The sequence below is a fragment of the Halobacillus hunanensis genome (assembly GCF_900166655.1).
GTDB lineage: Bacteria > Bacillota > Bacilli > Bacillales > Halobacillaceae > Halobacillus_A > Halobacillus_A hunanensis.
On record NZ_FVZB01000005.1, the window covers coordinates 456,618 to 478,112 of the forward strand.

16 protein-coding genes and 2 riboswitches are annotated in these 21,495 nt (G+C 43.6%); of the genes, 11 read left to right on the plus strand and 5 right to left on the minus strand.

Translation table 11 applies throughout. The annotated features are described in order from the left end of the window. Positions 1–108 precede the first annotated feature (108 nt). The 4 genes from B5354_RS03265 to B5354_RS03280 are packed head-to-tail and all read right to left on the minus strand — an operon-like array spanning position 109 to position 7,808. Positions 109–1,305, minus strand: coding sequence for an aminotransferase class I/II-fold pyridoxal phosphate-dependent enzyme (locus B5354_RS03265; protein ID WP_079525876.1), 1,197 nt, complete (start codon positions 1,303–1,305; stop codon positions 109–111). 44 nt (positions 1,306–1,349) lie between these two features. Beyond that, the gene (gene metH / locus B5354_RS03270) at positions 1,350–4,802 is read right to left on the minus strand and encodes a methionine synthase (RefSeq protein WP_079525878.1); all 3,453 of its coding nucleotides are present in this window, start codon (positions 4,800–4,802) and stop codon (positions 1,350–1,352) included. Next, the gene (locus B5354_RS03275; RefSeq protein WP_079525880.1) at positions 4,783–6,645 is read right to left on the minus strand and encodes a bifunctional homocysteine S-methyltransferase/methylenetetrahydrofolate reductase; all 1,863 of its coding nucleotides are present in this window, start codon (positions 6,643–6,645) and stop codon (positions 4,783–4,785) included. The genes metH and B5354_RS03275 overlap by 20 nt, the downstream gene beginning before the upstream one ends. 47 nt (positions 6,646–6,692) lie before the next feature. Next, on the minus strand, positions 6,693–7,808 hold the full coding sequence (locus B5354_RS03280) for a methionine biosynthesis PLP-dependent protein (protein ID WP_079525882.1): 1,116 nt from the start codon (positions 7,806–7,808) through the stop codon (positions 6,693–6,695). Between the two features lie 69 nt (positions 7,809–7,877). Beyond that, a riboswitch (SAM riboswitch) is annotated at positions 7,878–7,986 on the minus strand. Between the two features lie 343 nt (positions 7,987–8,329). Further along, a riboswitch (SAM riboswitch) is annotated at positions 8,330–8,434 on the plus strand. 184 nt (positions 8,435–8,618) lie between these two features. On the opposite strand from B5354_RS03280, the gene B5354_RS03285 reads away from it, so the two are divergent. From B5354_RS03285 to cysC, 3 genes are read left to right on the plus strand one after another with little or no spacing between them, the layout of a single operon-like run. Then, positions 8,619–9,353, plus strand: a complete 735-nt coding sequence (locus B5354_RS03285) for a phosphoadenylyl-sulfate reductase (protein WP_079525884.1) — start codon at positions 8,619–8,621, stop codon at positions 9,351–9,353. Further along, positions 9,350–10,432, plus strand: a complete 1,083-nt coding sequence (locus B5354_RS03290) for a sulfate permease (protein ID WP_079525886.1) — start codon at positions 9,350–9,352, stop codon at positions 10,430–10,432. Before B5354_RS03285 ends, B5354_RS03290 begins: the two co-directional genes overlap by 4 nt. Positions 10,433–10,449: 17 nt before the next feature. Continuing rightward, on the plus strand, positions 10,450–11,046 hold the full coding sequence (cysC, locus tag B5354_RS03295) for an adenylyl-sulfate kinase (RefSeq protein WP_079525888.1): 597 nt from the start codon (positions 10,450–10,452) through the stop codon (positions 11,044–11,046). Between the two features lie 107 nt (positions 11,047–11,153). On the opposite strand, the gene B5354_RS03300 is transcribed toward cysC, so the two are convergent. Continuing rightward, entirely contained in the window at positions 11,154–11,495 is a 342-nt protein-coding gene (locus tag B5354_RS03300; protein ID WP_079525890.1) for a YuzC family spore coat inner layer protein, read from the minus strand. 155 nt (positions 11,496–11,650) lie between these two features. On the opposite strand from B5354_RS03300, the gene B5354_RS03305 reads away from it, so the two are divergent. The 8 genes from B5354_RS03305 (at position 11,651) to lpdA (ending at position 21,355) form a co-directional block, all read left to right on the plus strand. Then, positions 11,651–13,255 (plus strand): FMN-binding glutamate synthase family protein, encoded by a 1,605-nt coding sequence (locus tag B5354_RS03305; protein ID WP_079525892.1) that lies wholly within the window; start codon positions 11,651–11,653, stop codon positions 13,253–13,255. Between the two features lie 110 nt (positions 13,256–13,365). Then, positions 13,366–14,727, plus strand: coding sequence for a hypothetical protein (locus tag B5354_RS03310; protein ID WP_217700244.1), 1,362 nt, complete (start codon positions 13,366–13,368; stop codon positions 14,725–14,727). 155 nt (positions 14,728–14,882) lie between these two features. Beyond that, positions 14,883–15,209 carry a hypothetical protein gene (locus B5354_RS03315; RefSeq protein ID WP_079525896.1) on the plus strand — a complete coding sequence of 109 codons (327 nt, stop codon included), beginning with the start codon at positions 14,883–14,885 and terminating at the stop codon, positions 15,207–15,209. A 288-nt stretch (positions 15,210–15,497) separates the two neighbouring features. Then, complete coding sequence (hisC, locus tag B5354_RS03320) at positions 15,498–16,610, plus strand: histidinol-phosphate transaminase (RefSeq protein ID WP_079525898.1); 1,113 nt, start codon at positions 15,498–15,500, stop codon at positions 16,608–16,610. 26 nt (positions 16,611–16,636) lie between these two features. Further along, positions 16,637–17,704 (plus strand): pyruvate dehydrogenase (acetyl-transferring) E1 component subunit alpha, encoded by a 1,068-nt coding sequence (gene pdhA, locus B5354_RS03325; RefSeq protein WP_079526747.1) that lies wholly within the window; start codon positions 16,637–16,639, stop codon positions 17,702–17,704. Further along, positions 17,704–18,702: an alpha-ketoacid dehydrogenase subunit beta gene (locus B5354_RS03330; protein WP_079525900.1), complete on the plus strand. Its 999-nt coding sequence runs from the start codon at positions 17,704–17,706 to the stop codon at positions 18,700–18,702. The genes pdhA and B5354_RS03330 overlap by 1 nt, the downstream gene beginning before the upstream one ends. 28 nt (positions 18,703–18,730) lie before the next feature. Next, entirely contained in the window at positions 18,731–19,942 is a 1,212-nt protein-coding gene (locus B5354_RS03335; RefSeq protein WP_079525902.1) for a dihydrolipoamide acetyltransferase family protein, read from the plus strand. After that, the gene (gene lpdA / locus B5354_RS03340) at positions 19,943–21,355 is read left to right on the plus strand and encodes a dihydrolipoyl dehydrogenase (protein ID WP_079525903.1); all 1,413 of its coding nucleotides are present in this window, start codon (positions 19,943–19,945) and stop codon (positions 21,353–21,355) included. It abuts the gene before it with no gap. Positions 21,356–21,495: the final 140 nt, after the last annotated feature.

A 21,495-nucleotide genomic window follows, 5' to 3' on the forward strand; every position in this document is an offset into this window, starting at 1 on the left:
TCAACAACCTTTCCATTTTAATTAGTATATAAAATTAGATAAGAAGACAGAGTTCATGGGCCCGTAGCCTTCGCTAATGTAAATCTTCTTAGGTCGGCCCTCTTGCTTTTACAACAAAATACCTTTTTTATTCATAGTCTGTTCGGCGGCTTCAAAAGCCTGATCTATATCTTTGATTAAATCGTCCGGATGTTCTAATCCAACGGAAAGTCTTAGCAGCCCATCGGTAATGCCTCTGGCTTCTCTTTCTTTTGCCGGCATAGCTGCATGGGACATGGTGGCAGGACAAGATAGAATCGACTCGACCGCACCAAGACTTACAGCGAAAACTGGCAGACGAATGTTTTCTACAAATGCTTTGGCAGCAGGCTTACTTGGTAATCGAAAGGATAGGAGGGCACCTGATCCCTTAGATTGTCTGCCATGGATGGGGTATCCATCGTGAAAAGATAAACCAGGGTAGTAAACGTCTTCCGTCAACGGATGATGATGAAGATGCATGGCGATTTTTTCTGCTGTTTCAGAAGACTGTGACAGCCTCGCGCCCAGGGTTTTAATGCCCTGGATTAATTGATAAGCATCCTGAACCCCTAAGATTGAACCAAATGAGTTTTGAATAAAAGCTAATTTTTCACCAAGCTCTTCAGTCTTCGTGATGGCTAAGCCTGCAATAATGTCACTGTGGCCGGATAAAAACTTGGTGGCACTATGAAGCACAACATCGGCTCCCAGCACAAGCGGATTCTGGTAAAGGGGTGTCATAAACGTGTTGTCAACAAAAGTCAAACAGTCATTGGCTTTTGCTAATTTTACGATTCCTTCAATGTCGGTAATATTCAGGCATGGGTTTGAAGGTGTCTCAATATAGAGCACTCTTGTGTTTGGCTGGATGGCACTGCACGTTTCGTTAAGGTCGGACATATTTACAAAAGTATGTTCGATATTGTACTTATTGAGTATCTCTGTGATCAGGCGGTAAGTGCCTCCATATACATCTTTCGATACGAGTACATGGTCCCCTGAAGAAAGAAGCATAAAGGCGGCGGAAATGGCTGCCATGCCTGAGGCGAACGCCAGGCCTCTTTGACCGCCCTCTAAGTCTGCAATGGTGTCTTCTAGTATTTGCCTTGTTGGGTTGCCGGATCTGCTGTAATCATACAGGCCAAACTGATCAAAGCTTTCTTGATGGTAGGTGGATGACAAGTAAATAGGAACGTTAACGGCACCCGTATTATGTTCCGTATGATCATGATTGGTTGAAGAATGGATGAATTTAGTCTCTACTCGATCGTTGTAAGCATTCATATATTAAAATTCCTCCTTTTAGAGCTCGTATCTTTTTTCAATACTTAATGAACGTTAAAATAACGCGCTTCAGGATGGGCAAAAACCATGGCCGTGACGGAGGCTTCGGGTTCCATCATGCATTCTTCAGTTAATTCAACCCCGATCTTTTCCGGACTAATTAATTGGAATAATTTTTTCTGATCGTCTAAATCGGGGCAGGCCGGGTAGCCGAATGAATACCGCTGCCCTTGATATTTGGCTGAGAAGCGTTCTTGCATCGTGAAATCCGTTGGGTCAGGGAATCCCCATTTATCCCGCAGGAGCTGGTGGATGTGTTCGGCTAATCCTTCTGCCGTTTCTAAGGCTAATGCTTGTAACGCGTGACTCTTTAAATATTCTCCTTGTTGTTTCATCTCTAAAGAGCGCTCCCTGATGCCTTTACCGGCCGTAACGGAGAAGAAACCAACATAGTCCATTTCCCCGCTGGACACTGAACGCAGATAGTCTGCCAGGCAAAGAAACGGCTCCTTGTATTGCCGAGGAAAAGTAAAGCGTTCTAAGATCGTTTTTTGATCAGCGGGATCGTAAATGATTACATCATCCCCATCGGATTGGGCGGGGAAGAACTGGTAGAGAGCGGACGGCTGTATCCAGTTTTCTCTTTCAGCTTTCAATAGTAATTCATCGACCACCTCTTTCAGCTGGTGAGCTTTTCTATTTCCATCTTCTAATAGCTTGGAAAATCTCCCTTTTAGCCCAAGGTGATGACCAATCAGCATCTGCATGTTGATAAAAGGTTTAATATGGGCAATGGAATAATCTCGTAAAATATGCTGTTCGAAATCGTGCGGGTGGTAAATCGGGACGGTCTTAGAAATGTTGGATACTGGCTTTTCAGCTACGGCTGTGGCTGATTGCACCTTGGTTTGCTCGCTTCCTCTCGTGATAGCTTTGGCCTGTTTCTCTTTTTGCTGGTGAATTAACAGCTCTCGTTTTTCCTTTTGACAAAGCTGGTTTGCTAAGCCTAGTCCGTCCATTGCGTCTTTTGCATAAAAGACTGTACCTTCATATTGAGGAGCAATTTTTGTATTCGTAAACTTTCTTGATAACGCAGCACCACCGACTAATATCGGCAGATCGATGTTTTGCTGTTTCAGATCCTGGGCGGTTAATACCATTTGCTGGGCTGACTTGACGAGCAGCCCTGATAATCCAATATAGTCAGGCTTTTCCTCATTAATTTGTTTGATTAGCTCAGGCGGAGTGACTTTAATTCCGAGATCTATGACATCAAAACCGTTGTTGCTTAGAATGATATCTACAAGGTTTTTCCCGATGTCGTGCACATCGCCTTTGACGGTCGCAAGAAGGATTTTCCCTTTTTTATTGGACGTATCATCTTTTTCCATATGGGGTTCTAGATAAGCAACGGAAGTCTTCATTACCTCTGCGCTTTGCAGAACTTCGGCTACAATAAGCTGGTTATCGTTAAATAAACGTCCTACTTCAGCCATTCCCTCCATGAGTGGTCCATTGATAATTTTTAGAGGAGCCGGGTACGTTTCCAGCGCCTTTTCAAGATCGGGGAGTAATCCCTCCTTAGTTCCTTCCACTACATAGTGGGCCAATCGTTCGGGTAAGCTCATCGTTGCTGTTGGTGCTTTAACTTCCTTTTTCTTACCGCGGTAAAAGGTTGTAAAAGATGCAAGTGTGCTATCAGTCGTTTGAAAAAGCAGAGCATTCGCCTGTTTAATTTCTTTTTCAGCTATGGAAGCAAATCGCTCTAGCTTTTCGGTATTTACAATCGCATAATCAAGTCCTGCTTTTGTGCAATGATAAAGGTAGACGGCGTTGAGAACTTCCCTTCCAACTGGAGGGAGGCCAAAGGAGACATTGCTGACCCCTAAAACAGTTTGGCAATCTGGCAGCTGCTCCTTAATTAATCGAATTCCCTCAATCGTCTCGTTAGCAGAGCCGATGTATTGTTCATCACCAGTTCCAACAGGGAAGACGAGCGGGTCAAAAATAATGTCCGTTTCATCAAGACCATATTCGTCGACTAAGATATTGCGAGAGCGTTTGGCGATCGCAAGTTTCCTCTCGGCAGTAAGCGCCATTCCTTCTTCATCAATGGTCCCGACGACGACGGCGGCACCGTATTGTTGTACGAGTGGAAGGACTTCTTTAAAACGGTCTTCGCCGTCTTCAAGGTTGATCGAATTGATAATCACTTTTCCTTGCGAGTAGGTGAGCGCTTTTTCAATAACGGCCACATCGGTTGAATCGATGATCAATGGAACCTTCACTTTATTGATGACTTGTTTCATGAATGCTTCCATATCCTCTACTTCATCGCGATCTGGGTCAGCGAGACAAATATCAATCACCTGGGCGCCTTTCTTCACTTGAGCCCGCGCAATTTCCGAAGCTTCTTCAAATTTCCCTTCAGCGATCAACCGTTTGAATTTGCGGGAGCCGATTACGTTGGTTCTCTCACCAATCAGAATAGGGCGGTCATTTTTATCTTCATAAATAAAAGGTTCGATTCCTGAAACGGCATGCGGATGGGAAGAAGGCACCTTTCTAGGTTCGATGCTCTTGACAGCTTCCGCGAGTGCTCTTGTATGATCAGGTGTTGTACCACAGCAGCCACCTACGACATTCAGCCACCCCTTTTCTGCAAAACCGGCAACCTTTATAGCTAGAGATTCAGGTGTTTCATGATAGTGTCCTTCTTCATCAGGAAGCCCGGCATTTGGGTAACAACTGACAGAGGTGGTAGCAAGCTCTGAAAGTGAACGAACATGGTCACGCATGAATTCCGGACCCGTTGCACAATTTAATCCGACAACAGCAGGCTTCATATGTTCCAGCGATAAATAAAAAGCTTCGATCGACTGCCCTGCAAGTGTTGTACCCATAGGCTCGATCGTCCCTGAAATCATCAAAGGAAGTGTTTGCTGGAGGGATGTAAAGGCTCGAGTGATTCCAAGGTAGGCTGCCTTTACATTCAGCATATCCTGGGAAGTCTCTAACAAGAGCAGGTCTACTTCACCTTTGATCAAGCCTCTTGCTTGTTCTTCATAGGAATCGACCAAGTTTTCAAATGTTGTTCCTCCTGTCACGGATAATGTTTTGGTCGTAGGCCCCATAGCTCCAGCTACAAAACGGGGGTGACCGTTTTTTGAAAATTGCTCGGCTGCTTTTTTAGCAATTTGTGCCGCTTTTCGATTAATTTCCTCCGCTAAATGACCTAACTCGTATTCGTCGAGTACAAGATCAGTTGCTCCAAATGTGTTTGTTTCAATAATGTCTGCCCCAGCTTCCAAGTATTGAATATGAATGTCTTCAAGCACCTCGGGTGACGTGATATTTAAGTATTCATTACAACCTTCATAGGCTTCGCCACCGAAGTCTTCTGCCTCTAGTCCTGCATTTTGCAGCATCGTACCCATGGCTCCGTCCAGTACGAAAATTCGTTTGGAGAGATGTTGTTCAAATAATGTGGCTCCCATTTGCAACCTTCCTTTCTGTGTCTGCTTGTGTTTTCTGCTTTATATAGTGAGTGAGTTCTTCCGTTATTTCGTATCGTAAAAACGGTGTGATTAAATAAATCCCATTAAAGTAATCAACAGCAGTATCAATTAAAGATTTTGCAATGGCTATCCCTTCGGCTTGGGATAGCACGGGGTCGTGGCTGCAAGCTTCCATACGCTGTCTAATCTCCGAAGAAAGAGTAATTCCTGGTACTTCATTGTGCAAAAACTCAGCGTTGCGTGAGCTGATCAATGGCATGATGCCAATATAAATAGGGGCTGATATATGCTTGGTGGCTTCATAAACTTCCTTCAGCTGCTCCTTACTGTAAACAGGCTGACTGATAAAGTAATCTGCGCCATATTTGATCTTTTTTTCTAAACGGCCAACTGCTCGATTGAGGTTGCGGACATTTGGATTAAAGGCTGCTGCCACGGAGAAATTCGTATTCATTCCAAGCGATTTACCAGAGAAAGAAATTCCTTTATTTAATTGTTTAATGTAATGAATCAAATCAAATGAAGACAGGTCATAGACGGATGTAGCACCAGGGAAGTCGCCGATTTTAGTAGGATCTCCTGTAACGGCAAGGACCTGGGTGATTCCGAGTGTATGCTGTCCCATCAAGTGGGATTGCAGACCGATCAGGTTTCGATCGCGACAGGATATATGGACTAACGGATTGATATCAAATTTTTGCTTGATAATGGAAGCAACGGCTGTATTGCAAATTCTCGGACTGGCCAGCGAATTATCGGCTAATGTTACTGAATCGACGCCAGCTTCTTGGAGCGCCTGCGCCCCTTTTAAATATCGATCTGTAGAGAGACGCTTCGGTGGGTCAAGCTCAACGATAATGGACGGTCTTTCCTCTGCTATTTCGTAAAGGTGCGGACGAGTATCTTTATTTTCTTCTGATGAATCTGGGGCATTTTCCTGAATGGAAATGCTTTTTTGGTCGATTGGCTTGATACCTTTTACTTCGTTCGCAATTGCAGCAATATGCTCGGGTGTCGTTCCGCAGCAGCCTCCGATAAGTCTGGCTCCTTGTTCATAAAGGGAGCGGGCACTCGCTTTAAAATAATTCGCATCTGTTTTGTAAACGAATCTGCCATCCTGGTAAGCCGGCAAGCTAGCATTCGGGTAAGCGGAAAGTACGGCGCTTTCTGGAAGAGGGACACTCTCTAATGCCTGCACCATGTGGTATGGCCCCAATCTGCAATTGACTCCAATTACATCAGCCCCCGCTTTTTCTATGATCGCTAGGGCTTCAGCAAGGGAGGTGCCTTCCTGAAGTACACCTGGTTCATGCATGGATACTTGGGCGATAATCGGGAGAGTGGTTTCTTTTCTAGCAATTTCTAACACGGTTATAAGTTCTTCCAGGTCATAAAACGTTTCTAGTAAAATTCCATCAACTTCTTCAAACAACAAGCAGTATAGCTGCTCACGAAACGTTCGTTTGATTTCTTCCAGGGAGACGGCTTGTTTTTTAATGCCGCGAATTCCTCCGATGGTCCCCACTACATAGGTATTGTCTGCTGCTGCTTGTTTAGCTAGTCTGACAGCTGTTGTATTGATTTCTTTTACCTTATCCTCTAACCCATAACGTGCTAGTTTAATATAATTGGCTCCATATGTATTTGTTTGAATAATGTCAGCACCAGCATTAACATACGCCTGGTGAACATACAGGACTTCGTCAGGGTGGGAAAGGTTTAACTCCTCAAAGCACTGGTCAATGCCGTAAGAGTAAAGCAATGTTCCCATAGCACCGTCGCCTACTACAGTTTTTTCTTGAAGGGCTTCTCTCAGGTTCATACTGTTCCTCCTATTCTTAATAAAGGTATGGGATCGATTTCAATATTCTATAGATCCGATCGAAAGTGATTCAGTGCCTGATCGAGATCTGATATCAGGTCGTCTACGTTTTCAATTCCAACTGAAAAACGGAGCAGCCGATTACAAACACCGTAACTATTTCGCTTTTCTTCTGGTATGTCGGCATGGGTCTGAGTTGCTGGGTAGGTAATAAAGCTTTCTACTCCGCCGAGACTCTCGGCAAAGGTGATAACTTGCAAATTTCTTAAAAAAGGATCGATGCAGTGCTCAGCTTCTAGTCGAAAGGAAAGCATTCCGCCTCGACCGGGGTAAAGGACATGCGTAATGGCGTGATGACGTTCCAGGTACGCAACTATAGCCTTTGCATTTTTCTCGTGCCGCTCCATTCGTAAGGCGAGGGTTTTCATTCCCCGCATGAGCAGCCACGAGTCAAAAGGGGAGAGGACGGCACCGGTTGTATTTTGCTGGATAGCTAATTTTTCACAAATCACGGAGTCTTTTGCGACAAGTAATCCGGCCAAAGTATCGTTATGGCCGCCCAAATATTTTGTTGCACTATGGATCACAATATCTGCTCCTTCTTGTAAAGGCTGTTGCAGGAGCGGTGTGTATAAGGTGTTATCGACAAGCAGCAGAAGTTCATGTTCCCTGGCTACTTTCGCAATAGCGGGAATGTCTGCTACATGCATAAGCGGATTGGTAGGCGTCTCAACGTAAATGGCTTTTGTTTTTTCAGTGATAAATTGTTCTATATCAGATAAATGCTGGCTGTTACAATAATGAAATGTCAAACCATATTGAGAGGAAAGGTGCTCGAATAAACGATAACTTCCGCCATAAAGGTCCTCTGAAACAAGAATTTCATCTTGATGGGCGAATAAAGATAGTGCAGTTTGGATCGCCGCCATTCCAGAACTGAATGCGAACCCCATTTCTCCGTGTTCGATTTCAGCAATGGAACGTTCGAGTATGGCCCTGGTGGGATTACCTGTTCGCGAGTAGTCAAAGCCAGTTGATTCACCGAGTCCAGGGTGCTGATAGGCAGTTGAGAAATAGACAGGTGCATTAATGGATCCTGTAGCATCCTCGTTGTTTTTACCTGTATGAACAAGCTTCGTTTCCGTACGTGAGGTAGTAGACATGATCATTCTCCTTTTAAAAAAATAAAAAAGCCTTCTGTAAGAAGAAGGCTTTAAAATAGTTAATGCTTCTCCTTATCTTCCAAGTTTTAAATAACTTGCTGGATTTAGCACCAGTCTGGTTATACCAGTGGTTGCTGAGGCTTCATCGGGCCAGTCCCTACACCTCTCTAGATAAGAAAATGTATGTAATTTTTTGGTGTTTTTTAATACACAAGAAGAAGTTTATGACTTGTTGCAGATTTCGTCTAAGCGTAGTGTATGATTTCTACTAATCACCTAGTACAAAAATTTAAATGTTATTCCATAAGTTGGTGATTCATTTCATGATGTTGCGACTTACATTACACGAAATAAAACAAGGAATCAAGAGTAATTTTCAAAAAAGTTTAAACATTATCATTCCCGACTAAATCACTGTGAATAAAGGGTTTTAAGGTTTCACAAGTAACAAATTTTAGAAAAATCTCTTTGACAGAAGTGAATACTTGTTGTATATTTTCCTGTAACAAAATTAAATCAAATTCTTATCCAGAGGGGTGGAGGGACTTGGCCCGACGAAACTCCGGCAACAGACTAGTCATAGTACTGTGCTAACTCCAACAAGCTATTGGCTTGATAGATAAGAAGAGCTCTCATTCATTGTCAGAAATCCTCTTCTTATTGCTATCTAAGATGAGGATTTTTTTAATTGAATCATGTTGCTGCTGACTAGACAACTAGAGGTAGTGCTGCTTGCTGGAGTGGGCAGTGCTGCCTTTTTTTCTTTGCTTTTGACAAATATTTACGTTATCTATTAAGGAGGACTAAACTATGAACAATAACGTGTTAACCTATGACTCTAAATTTGAAAATCCTTTCCCAGATCAAATTACAGCAGATCATAAACAAGAAGCATTACAAGTGCTGCAATGGGCTTATCGTTCGTATGAGGATATCGTTTATGCGTGCAGCTTTGGAGCAGAAGGGATTGTATTAATTGATCTAATTTCTCAGGTGAAGAAGGATGCAGAGATTGTATTCCTGGATACGGATGTCCATTTTCAAGAGACATATGATCTCATTAATCAAATCAAAGAAAGATTCCCAGAATTACAGATTACGATGAAAAAGCCGGATTTAACCTTGAAGGAACAAGCCAGCAAGCATGGCGATGAATTGTGGAATCGAAATCCTGATCAATGTTGTTATATCAGAAAGATAAAGCCGCTTGAAGAAGCATTAAAAGGGGCGACGGCATGGGTTTCCGGGTTAAGGCGCGAGCAATCTGCCAGCAGAAGTGAGACCAATTTTGTGAATAGAGATGATCGATTCCGCTCGATCAAAGTATGTCCTCTTATTCACTGGACTTGGGAAGATGTTTGGGGGCATATCCGAGCAGATAATCTTCCATACAATGAGCTTCATGATCAGGGGTACGCTAGTATTGGCTGCATGCCTTGCACTACCCCCTCAGATGATCCTAACGATCGTTCCTCCAGATGGCAGGGGTTTGAAAAGACAGAATGTGGTCTGCACACAGGGCCTGCTAAGGACTCTCGCTCATGACACTGGTCATAATAGGGCTGGCCGTCTCCTGTTTTTTTGCGTTTAATGTGGGAGCGAGTGGATCGGCTGCAACGATGGGGATTGCTTATGGCGCTCAAGTTATTAAAAAGAAACGAACAGCTCTTATCCTAAGCGGTGCAGGAGGGCTCCTTGGGGCATTGTGGGGTGGAGAAGTAGTGGAAACGATAGGAAAGGGATTGATCGCTTCTGAACTGCTGACTGTTCAGGCGGCTGTCATTATCTTGTCTGTATCGGCCATTACTCTATTTTTTACAAACATGATTGGTATTCCGCTCTCGACAAGTGAAGTAACAGTTGGAGCTATCGTTGGGGTAGGGATCTCATTACAACAACTCTACCTTGATAATTTAATCCACGTTGTTACCTTCTGGGTTATTGTACCAGTCGCTGCCTTTGCGCTGACGTTTTGTTTTGGGTTAGTTGCGAACTATTGGAGAAAAAAACGCAAGCATTCAGCCAATAGAAAAATTTCCAAATGGATTTCGATTTTGCTGATCGTTACGGGTTTTATAGAGGCTTTTGCTGCTGGAATGAACAACGTAGCGAATGCAATTGGTCCACTAGTTGGAGCGGGCGTTTTACCTAAGGAAATGGGACTGTTGACTGGAGGAGTGTTTATAGCCCTTGGAAGTATTTTATTAGGAGGAAGAGTGCTTGAAACAAATGGTAAGCGTATTTCTACCTTAACCTTAACAGACGGCGTGATGGTATCAGGAACATCAGGGGTCCTGGTAGTAGGAGCTTCCTTATTAGGGATCCCGATTCCGATGACACAAGTTACGACGTCAGCCATTGTAGGTGTAGGGGCAACGAAGAACTGGACAGAGATCTGGAGAAAGAGAATTATCTATCAAATATTGAAAGTCTGGATCACCTCTCCGATTATTTCTTTGCTCCTTGCTTACTGTTTAACAGAGGTATTCCTGAGGTCAAATTTCTATACAGTTGTAATGATTGCTAGTGGTATACTAGCCACTCTGCTGTTGACTGGTTTCGGACGGAAGGCAGCTGTACAGACTCAAAAGGGAAAGACTCGTTCATTAAAGCAAGAGTTTTAGTATGAGGAGGGAAAGGGATGAATTCTAACATGCCCCGGCAAGGTACTTCGTCTATTTCAAAAAAAGATGATCACCGTAAAAATCATCATTTTAGTGGTTTGGTTTGGCTTACTGGTCTATCAGGTTCTGGAAAGTCTACAATAGCTAACCTGATTAATCAGCAGCTCTACAAACAAGGGGTGCAAACCTATGTACTCGATGAAGAACATGTACGTCAAGGTTTAAACAATGATCTTGGTTATGGGGAAAGGGATCACCAAGAAAACATCCGAAGGGTTGGTGAAGCAGCTAAGCTTTTAGTAGATAGCGGAACGATTGTAATCGCAGCATTGATCTCCCCTTTCCGGTCGGACCGTAACCAAATTCGTAATAATTTTGAGGAAGATGAGTTTCTTGAAGTATTCGTGAGCTGTCCGATAGAGGACTGTGAGAAACGCGACCCAAAAGGATTATATAAAAAGGTAAGAAAAGGGGGGATCCCATCTTTTACTGGGTTTGATTCCCCCTACGAGCCACCGCTGAGGGGAGAACTAGTTTTGCATACAGATCAAGAATCTGAAGAGTCTTCAGCTGCACGCATTATTCATTTATTGCAGGAGAAAAATTGGATTTAGTCTGTCGAAGGTAGTATTTTGACTACGCTAATGATCTGCGTTTATACTATTCATCTTTTTTCGTTCGTTTTATGACATCATTGCTTTAATTATACCTCAGTCTCTATTCAATATAATCCCCACACTAAATTCATCGTTAAAGTACAGCAATTCTCAAAGCTATCTGCATCTGCGTACAGGATAAAGGTAACGGAGTTAGGAGTATAGGTCGTTTTAACATCTGAAGGTACGCCGGTGGATTTAATGATACGGTCCACCTCATCTTGCTTGTTTTCCTGAGCTGAACTCATAAGCCGCCGCATTTTCTCAGGGTGAGACAATAGGTGGTTCAGGATCATCTTAGCTTGGTCAAATAACGTATGATAAGCCTGTAAAGATTGCTTGAAATAGTCTGTATTTACCTGTGGGTATGGATGCCTGAAGTAAGGATGAAGGTAATATCCATTCACTTTTTATAGAACCTCCAAGTCCATAAGATTTTGAAAACCTCTTACACCTTATGATAATAGGTGAAATGTAGTGCGTAATTTGCTTTTGCTGTTGACGAATGATTTTACGTACTTTTGTTAATCCTAACAATGAATTACATAAGGAGGGATTAATGATGAATATAGCTAATATCATGACGGTTATTGGTTTCGTTACATGTGCGATTCTATTGCTGGTCATCATCATAGCAGGGATTTATCTATATTTTATTGATAGAACGCAGGACATGCATCCGATTTTGCGCAACTATCCCGTCGTTGGGCGAGCGAGGCATTTCTTTCAACAAATTGGTCCAGAAATGCGGTCCTATTTATTTAATAATGACAATGAAGGGAAACCTTTTTCACGCAATGACTATGAACATATAAAGAATAAAGCCAAATATAAGCGAGATGTCTTTGGTTTTGGATCTCAGAGGGACTTTGAAAAAGAAGGTTATTATGTGCGGAACTCGATGTTTCCGAAGCTGTCTGAAGAATTAAAGATGGATAGAGAAACGAAGGTAACAACAGACCGCTATTTATTGCTGAAAGAGCCCCTATTTACACAGAAAAAGGAAGAATTGGAGCAAGATGAATCTCCAGTCTATTTGCTCAACGAAGAAGATACGATTGTGATTGGAAAAAATGCCAGGAATCCTTTTGCTGTCAGAGGGCAGATTGGTATGTCTGCAATGAGCTATGGCTCGCTTGGCGACCATGCGATTACCGCCTTATCGGAAGGGCTTGGGATTGCCAAGGGGACGTGGATGAATACAGGGGAAGGCGGTCTTTCAAAATACCATCTCAAGGGCGGCGTTGATATTATTATGCAAATTGGCCCAGGGATGTTTGGTGTTCGAGACCCCGAAGGTAATTTTAGTTGGGATGCTTTAAAGGAAAAAAGCGAGATCCCGGAAATAAAAGCTTTTGAGATTAAACTCGGGCAAGGGGCAAAAACCCGAGGCGGTCACATTGATGCTGAAAAAGTGACAGAAGAGATCGCCGAAATTAGGATGGTCGAGCCCTTCAAATCCATTGACAGTCCGAACCGCTTCCGTGAATTCAGTGACTTTCCATCGATGTTTGAATTTATCGAACAGGTTCGGGAGCACAGTGGCAAGCCAGTTGGTATGAAAGTGGTGATTGGAAGTGCCAACGAGGCAGAGGAAATAGCCAGGAACATAAAAGAAACCGGAAAGTGTCCTGATTTTATTTCAGTCGACGGCAGCGAGGGAGGAACGGGGGCTTCTTATCAGGAACTGGCTGACAGTGTGGGATTGCCGATTCGGTCTGCCTTGCCTTTATTAGACAACGCTTTGAAAAAATATGGTGTTCGTGATCAACTGAAAATTATCGCTTCTGGAAAGCTATTTTCACCTGATCGAATTGCGATTGCCCTGGCTATGGGAGCAGACCTTGTCAACATTGCCAGAGGATTTATGATTACAGTCGGCTGCATTCAAGCTCTCCAATGCGCATCTAATGCTTGTCCGGTCGGGGTGGCAACGACAGACCCTGAATTGCAGAAAGGTCTCGTCATCGAGGAAAAGAAATGGCGTACCGCGAATTATGTCATTACGATGCGAAAAGGGTTATTCCGAATAGCGGCGGCGGCTGGATTGGATTCGCCCGTCCATTTTAACCGCGAACATGTGGTTTATAATGATGAACGGGGGAAGACGTGGTCATTGGACGAGATTTATCAATCGATTGTAGATGAAGAAAAGAAAGTGAATTAGAAATTAAGACGGCGAGGTCTAACCGAAATATGGTTAGGCCTTATTTTTTTGGACTGATACTGCCAGGAATGAATAAGATATAGGCAATGAACTATAGGGAAGGTGTTTTCATGCATCGACATTTCATTGCTTATCTCTCTGACCGCAGTGGTCGCTATGATCTTTGGTTGTATAACTTGTTTAACGGAATGAATGTACAACTGACAAATGGAGCAGGTGCTGCGTATTCTAATCCCATCTGGTCACCTGATGGCAACAGGATTGCATTTGTGGGTGAACGACAAATTCTCTATGTTGTTGATGTCTTCACAGGAGCAATTGCCATGATAGATCAACTGGCAGACGGAGCTGGATTTGAAATTGATTGGTCTCCTGGCGGTGAAAGGCTGGTCTATACGAAGCTTGATCAAATTATTTTGTATAATTTCCTATCCCATCGAGCTCAATTTATTGATTATCCCGGGGCTTCAAATCCTCAATGGTTTCCAAGCGGCAGGGAGCTGCTCTTTCAAGCACCGGATGAGTCAGGGGTCAGTCAGTTGTACCGCATCCAAACGAATGGGGCAAATGTGCGGCAAATCACGGACAATACAGAGGGGCCGCTTCATGATGTGGAGCTGTCTCCTGACGGTGCTTTTGCGCTGTACACCACGCCAGGCGCAAGTATTTCATTAATCAGGACAGTAGAACTTTCAAGCGGAAATGTTTTTGAAGTGGAAGGAGGGCCGTTAGCTAAAAACTATTATCCAACATGGTCCCCTGATTCTATGCGAATTGCTTTTAGCGCTACGGCTTTTGACGAGACCCGTGGGTATTTCTCGCAAATACGAACGGTGGGACGCAGAGGAGAAGATGAAAGGACCTGGGCTCTTTCCAACTGCTTTGCAACACCTGTCAGCTGGTCGCCGGGAGGCAGGCAAATCGCCTATCTTAGCGGCTGTACTGACCAAGAATTTGCTCATGAAATGTGGGTGTTAGACTTTTTTCATCTTAACTCTACTCTGTTACTAAGTGGATTCAGCATTAGTGCTCTGCAATGGGTTCCGTCTCTGATGATTAACCAGCATAGAAAAACCTACACTAATGAAGAATACAATGTTAGATTCAGCTATCCTTCGCATTGGCGAAGGGTGAACGATGTAAGATACGAGGGTACGGACGGATTTTTTCAAATATCGGCGATTTCTTCAGAGGGAACGATCAAGGAAGTTTGTCATGCCGAAGCTTTTCACCCATTACGGCCTTATGGTTCTATGCCTTTTGTTTATCCGGCACATATGCATAATCAACAAGCATGCTTTATTTTTCCTTCTGCCGATCAATCCCCCGATATGATGGGGCAGTCTGCTTTCATTATCGCGTATCCAAAACCTGTGCACATTCAAGGTGAAACCTATCATTACTTTATACTGTGGGCAGATCTGCAACATATGAGAGAAATTGCTTCCTCCCTCGTCTTTTTAAATCATTAATACGTTATGTGCCTGGTTCGCTGTAGTGGTGGACCGGGTTCTTTATGTTTGTCATGGTTGGCCGCTGCGATACGTATAAATAACTTTAAACGGGAGCTGTTTAGGGGGGGAATGTTATTAAAAATTGGATTTGTACCTTGATTGGAGTCGCTGGTATGGGGCTCTTACTTACGATAGGGTTAGTCGTTCAATCTAATCTTGAATATAAATTTCTCGACGTAAGCATGGAGGAAACGGATAGATCAAAGGATCAAGTTGAAGCCTTTTTGAATGAGATTCAGAAGGAGTTTCAAAAGCGTTCGATAACGAAAACGGCTGTTTATTACTCGTATCCTGACAATCGATGGACGGTACAAGTTATAGACGAGGAATTTTTGGAGAAGCATAAAGAGGACATTCAACTCGTACTCGACGAAATTTCTAATAATATGGAGATGGGAAATTTAGTGGTTCGTTATCGAACGATGGAGCCAACGAGTTAAACTCGTTTTGACTCAGTGAAAGCGTTAGAAGAGACCATAAATTAAATTCAGAAGGGCGTTCCAATTTCCGGAACGCTTTTTTTATGGAGAAATTATCGTCTTATTTTGACAGGTTTCTAATTGCTTTACGAAGATTAAGGCTTGATATCAAGCGATTATCGGATGAATCTGTTTCTATAATTTAGCACTTGAAAGTAGTCTAGCTTTAAATGACATTCTTGATGGAAAATTTAGATAATTCTAAGATGAATATGATGAGTTTTATTTCAGGGCAAGGAGGAACTTTATATGGTCCAGCCACGTCAACAAGTTAATCAAATCGCAATGTACTCACCGGGAAAGCCGGTTGAAGAATTAAAACGGGAGAAAGGTCTATCGAAGATCATTAAGATGGCCTCAAATGAAAATCCATTTGGATACTCGCCGCTCGCAGCGGAAGCTATCCAATCTGAAATGAAAGACCTTCCGTATTATCCGGAAGTAACGGCACCTTTGCTTGCTGAAAAGCTGGCGAATCGGCTTGATGTTTCTTCTGATCAAATCTTATTTGGCAGCGGGTCGGATGAAATTATCCGTCTGTTAACCAGAACCTATATAAATGAAGGGGATGAGGTCGTGATGGCCGGCGTGACGTTCCCTCGTTATAAAACGAACGTAATTATAGAAGGCGGGGTGCCGGTTGAGATTGAGATGAATGAAGGCACCCATGATTTAGAAGCGATGCTTCAAGCGATCAATGAGAAAACAAAAATCGTATTTGTGTGTAACCCCAATAATCCAACGGGGACGATTGTAGAAAAGGAAGCACTGCAAGCGTTTATAGAAAAAGTTCCATCAGACGTTATGCTCGTAATGGATGAGGCTTACTATGAGTACGCGGATTCATCGCAATACTTGGAAACCCTGCCGCTGCTAAATCAGCATAAAAATATGGTGATATTACGAACGTTCTCTAAAGTGTACGGGCTGGCAGCGTTAAGAATCGGCTACGGGATTATGTGTACAGAGATGGTAGATGATTTACGGAAGGTGAAGGAGCCATTTAATGTAAACAGGCTGGCCCAGGCGGCCGCTTCAGCCTCACTGGATGATGACGAATTTATGCATGAAAGCATTAGGCTTAATCGAGAAGGACGCGATTACTTGAATGACAGGTTTGACCGCATGAAACTCACTTACTTTCCGACGCAAACCAACTTTATTATGGTAGATGTCGGTGAGCCGGCAGAAGATGTTCACGAGTTTTTGTTAAATCAGGGGATTATTATCCGTCCAGGACATGTAATGGGCTATCCCACGATGATTCGAGTGACAATTGGAAAGCAGGAAGATAATCAACGATTCATTGAAAGCCTGCAAAGCTTTTTAGAAAAAAATAAATCAAATGTTCATCAGTCTTAAACGGAAAGGATGTGGTTTATGTGGATATGCTTAAACAATTTCCAATCACACAGTATATCAACGAAGAGGGAGAACTCAATACTAATGAAATGAAAGGAGAGGTCTCTCTCGATCTTATTAAAATGTTTTATCAGAAAATGCTGCGCGCCCGAATGATGGATAAGAAATGTGTCAATTTGCAGCGGCAAGGGCGCATTGGTACGTATGTCCAATACGAAGGCCAGGAGGCTGCCCAGGTAGGCAGTGCGCTGGCAATCGAAGAAGGGGATTGGATGTTTCCTTCCTACCGTGATCATGCAGCAACGATGACATTTGGTCATTCATTGCGCAATTTGCTGCTATATTGGGTAGGCCGAATTGAAGGTGGCATCCCTCCTGAAGGTAAGAATATTTTCCCTCCAGCTGTGCCGATCGCTTCACAGTTGCTGCATGCAACTGGGGTCGCCTGGGCAGAGAAGAAAAAAAACACAGACCGCGTCTCGCTCGTCTATTTTGGTGATGGGGCTACTTCGGAAGGTGATTTCCACGAAGGGCTTAATTTTGCAAGCGTTTTCAGGTCGCCAGTTGTCTTTTTTAATCAAAACAATGGATACGCCATCAGTGTTCCAACTGAAAAACAGATGAATTCTAAGACGATTGCCCAGAAAGGCTTAGGGTACGATATTCCGAGTATTCGTATCGATGGAAATGATATTCTCGCGGTGTTTATGGAGACTCAAAAAGCAGTCGAACGTGCACGCAATGGAGAAGGTCCAACGTTAATTGAGGCGGTAACGTGGAGATACGGAGCCCACACAACAGCGGATGATCCATCGAAATACCGTGATCAGTCTGAAAGTGACCGCAGACGTACGACAACGGATCCGTTGCTGCGCCTCGAAAAATATTTAAAGCAGCAAAACAACTGGGATGAAGAGTGGCTGGCGGAGACTGAGCAGGAAATCACCGATGAAATCAATACCGCTTTGGCTGAGATGGAAGATGTTCCCGAAGCAGAAATAGAGCAGCTATTCAGTCATGTGTTTGAAAAGCCGACATGGACAATTGAGCAGCAACGGGAACATCATATGTCAATTAAAAGGGGGCAGGTATAATGACAACGGCTGTGTCAGTGAAAAAATTAACGATGGTGCAGGCGGTTACGGATGCGATGAGAACAATGCTTGAAGAAGATGAATCAGTGTTGGTGCTAGGGGAAGACGTCGGAATCAATGGCGGTGTATTCCGAGCTACTGATGGATTGATCGAACAATTTGGCGAAGATCGTGTGATTGACACGCCGCTTGCTGAATCAGGGATTGTGGGAACATCGATTGGTTTAGCGGTAAACGGCTTCCGTCCGATTGCTGAAATGCAGTTCCTAGGGTTCATTTATCCTGCCTTTAATCAGCTGATGACACATGCGACGCGGATGCGGCAGCGTTCGATGGGGAGGTATACGGTACCCATGGTGATTAGAGCTCCCTATGGGGCGGGGGTAAAGGCGCCGGAAATTCATTCAGATAGTGTGGAAGCCTTATTCACTCATATCCCTGGCTTAAAGGTGGTTGTTCCTTCCAATGCATATGATGCAAAAGGCTTACTGATCGCAAGCATAGAAGACCCTGATCCAGTGCTTTTTCTTGAACCGATGAGGAGTTATCGATCGGCTCGAACCGAGGTGCCTGAGGAGAAATATTCGATTGAACTTGGGAAAGCCTCCTATGTTAAAAAAGGTGAAGATGTGACAGTGCTGACCTGGGGGGCCATGGTGCCTGACACAGTTAAAGCTGTTGAAAAATTTGAAGAAAAATACGAGGCAACTTGTGATGTAATTGACTTGAGAACACTATATCCATTAGACAAAGATGTGATTGCGGAGTCTGTGAAGAAAACAGGCAGGGCGGTCATTATCCACGAGGCGCCATCAGCTGGCGGAGTCAATGGCGATGTGATATCTGTTATTAATGATACAGCATTTTTTTACTTGAAAGCTCCCATTCAAAAAGTGACAGGATTTGATACACCGGTTCCTGTCTATTCGCTTGAGCGTGAGTATTTACCAAGCAGCGACAAAATCATTCACGCCATTAACACGACGTTATCGTATTAGACAAACGGCAGGAAAGGAGGATTTGATAATGGAGGTAAAATTACATGATATTGGTGAGGGCATGCATGAAGCAGAAATTCTTCATTATTTTGTGAAGAAAGGGGAGCATGTCAAAAATGACGAGCCGTTGGTTGAGATTCAAACCGATAAGATGACTGCGGAGCTGACGGCCCCTTCAGAGGGGATCATTGAAGAGATACGATTTGAACTAGGCCAGGTGGTCGAAGTAGGGACGACAATTTTGACGATTCAGACGGAACAAGAAGCTGGTTTATCTGCTCCAGAACAGCCGCTTTCACAGGGAGATCTCGATGTGACTTCACATGCCCCTGACAAAACGTTAACGATGACTCTTCCAGTTAATCGGGTGATGGCTTCTCCACATACAAGAAGAGTAGCACGGGAAAATGGTGTTACGATTGAAGAAGTAGCAGGAACGGGCCCGGCTGGACGTGTATTGGATGAAGATATTATTGCTTTTATGGCAGCAGAAGCACAACCTTCTCCTGCACAACAGGATGTTAATGAGACAGAAACGCCTTCAGAAAATCAGGAAAATTCGGCGATTCCATTGAGAGGTTATGGTAAGACTTCAGTACAAACCATGTCTCAACCTGTGACGCTTTTTGATGAAGTGGATATGACAGAACTGCATAAATGGCAGAAATATCTAAAGACGGGGACTTCAAGACAAGAAGGAATCGATGTCCCTATGCAAGCTTTCTTTATCAAAGCATTGCAACGATCACTAAAGGAATACCCTATCTTCAACTCTAAGCTCGATGAGGAAAACGGAAAAGTTGAGCTGGAAACAGCCTGTCATATCGGATTGGCTACAAGTACCAATGATGGCCTGGTCGTTCCAGTATTAAAACATGTAGAACGACGATCTGTCCTCGATATTCATGAACATGTAGAAACTTTGACGCAAAAGGCAGCCGAAGGTCAGTTGTCTTCAGAGGAATTAACGGGCAGAACATTTACGGTCAATCATATTGGAGCAAAAGCAAGCACCGGAGTTGTGCCGGTTTTAAATGATTCGGACACGGGCCTCATGGCTTTTCACAAAACGAAAAAAATGCCTGTGGTTGTGGACGATGACATTGTGATCAGAGAGATGATGAACTTCGCGTTAACCTTTGACCACGGAGCGGCAGATGGATCGCAAGCCTCTGCATTTATGGAGAAATTCATAGACTATATTGAGAATCCTCATTTGATGCTAGTGGAGTTGATATAAATGGTCGTAGGAGAATTTGTTACGCACAAGCAGGTCATTGTTATCGGCGGGGGACCTGGTGGCTATCATGCAGCCATCCGGGCAGCCCAGCTCGGACTTGAAGTGCTGCTGGTAGAGAAAGAGAATGTCGGTGGTGTCTGTCTTAACGAAGGGTGCATTCCTTCTAAACTGTTTGCGCATTCAGCTCGTCAGTTTAAGAAAATGAACAGTCTGACTGAATTAGGGATTCGTGTGGATGGATCCGTTGATTTTGACTTAGCACTGTTGCAGCAGCGAAAGGAACAGGTTGTTGAGCGGTTATCTCAGGGAGTAGAGGGATTACTCGATAAACATGGTGTTGAAGTGGTGCAGGGAAGGGCCTCGTTTATTTCTTCGGAGCGGATTGGAGTGGAAAGAGGGGAGGCATTTGATTTATACGAAAGTGATCATGTGATTATTTCAACTGGATCTGTTTATACATATCCTGCGGAAATGCAGCCTGATCATCAGTTCATTCTCGATGCCAAGTCTATCTATCAAGTCGAAGAACTTCCAACACATTTGTTAATCTATGGATCTGATTATTTATCTCTAGAAGCAGCTTCCACCTTCTCAGCTTTTGGCACTGAAGTAACGATCATTATGGAAGAAGAGAGCACAACGTTTGCTTATGATTCTACCATTAATCGGGAACTGTTCAGACAGCTGAAGAAAGCCAAAATCAAATGTGTGAAACAGGCGAATGTTCACGATGTTGCCGTTTCTTCCGAAGGGGTGAAAATCGACCTTGAGGTCAAAGGGGAACTCAAATCTGTTCAAGGTTCTCATTTGTATGTATCGGCAAAACTATCACCATGTGTAGAAGAGTTGCAGCTTCAGGCCGCCGGAATCGATCAATTAGAGAATGGGCTAATCGCAACTAATGAAGCGATGGAAACCTCAGTCAAGGGAATTTATGCAGTAGGTGATGTGACAAGTTACGAATCATTAGCTATTACAGCGATCCGACAAGGCAAAGTAGCGGCCGAAAACTGTGCGGGAAAATCTAGTGTGTTGGACACAGCTATCGTTCCTCATATTATTCACTTTCTTCAGCCTGTAGCTACAGCCGGTTTAAGCGAAGACCTGGCAAAAGAGCTTGGCTATGAAATTAAGACTGGCCACTTTCCAATGCGTGGAAATGGGTATGCTGAGGTTTTGGATGAAAAAAATGGGTTTGTAAAAACGGTCAGCGAAGAGAGATCTGGAAGATTACTGGGATTTCATGCAGTAGGCGAGGATGCGATTGGGTTAATTAACCAGGGAGTGCTCGCCCTGGAAATGGTAGCACGAGAGGAAGATTTGACTTCCATCTTTTATCCTCACCCTAGTTTATATGAAGCATGGGCAGAATCAATCGAAGATATGGATTCATTAGCCATCCACAAAGGATAAGGACAGTGTCACAAAGGAAATAGTAAAAATATTCAATTGAGGTCCATATGGAGTAGGCCACGTTCAGCTCCAGCGCCTAGACACTCGAGACATAAGTCAATCACCTCCGTGGAGAAAAACCACTCCACTGCGCTGCTTGT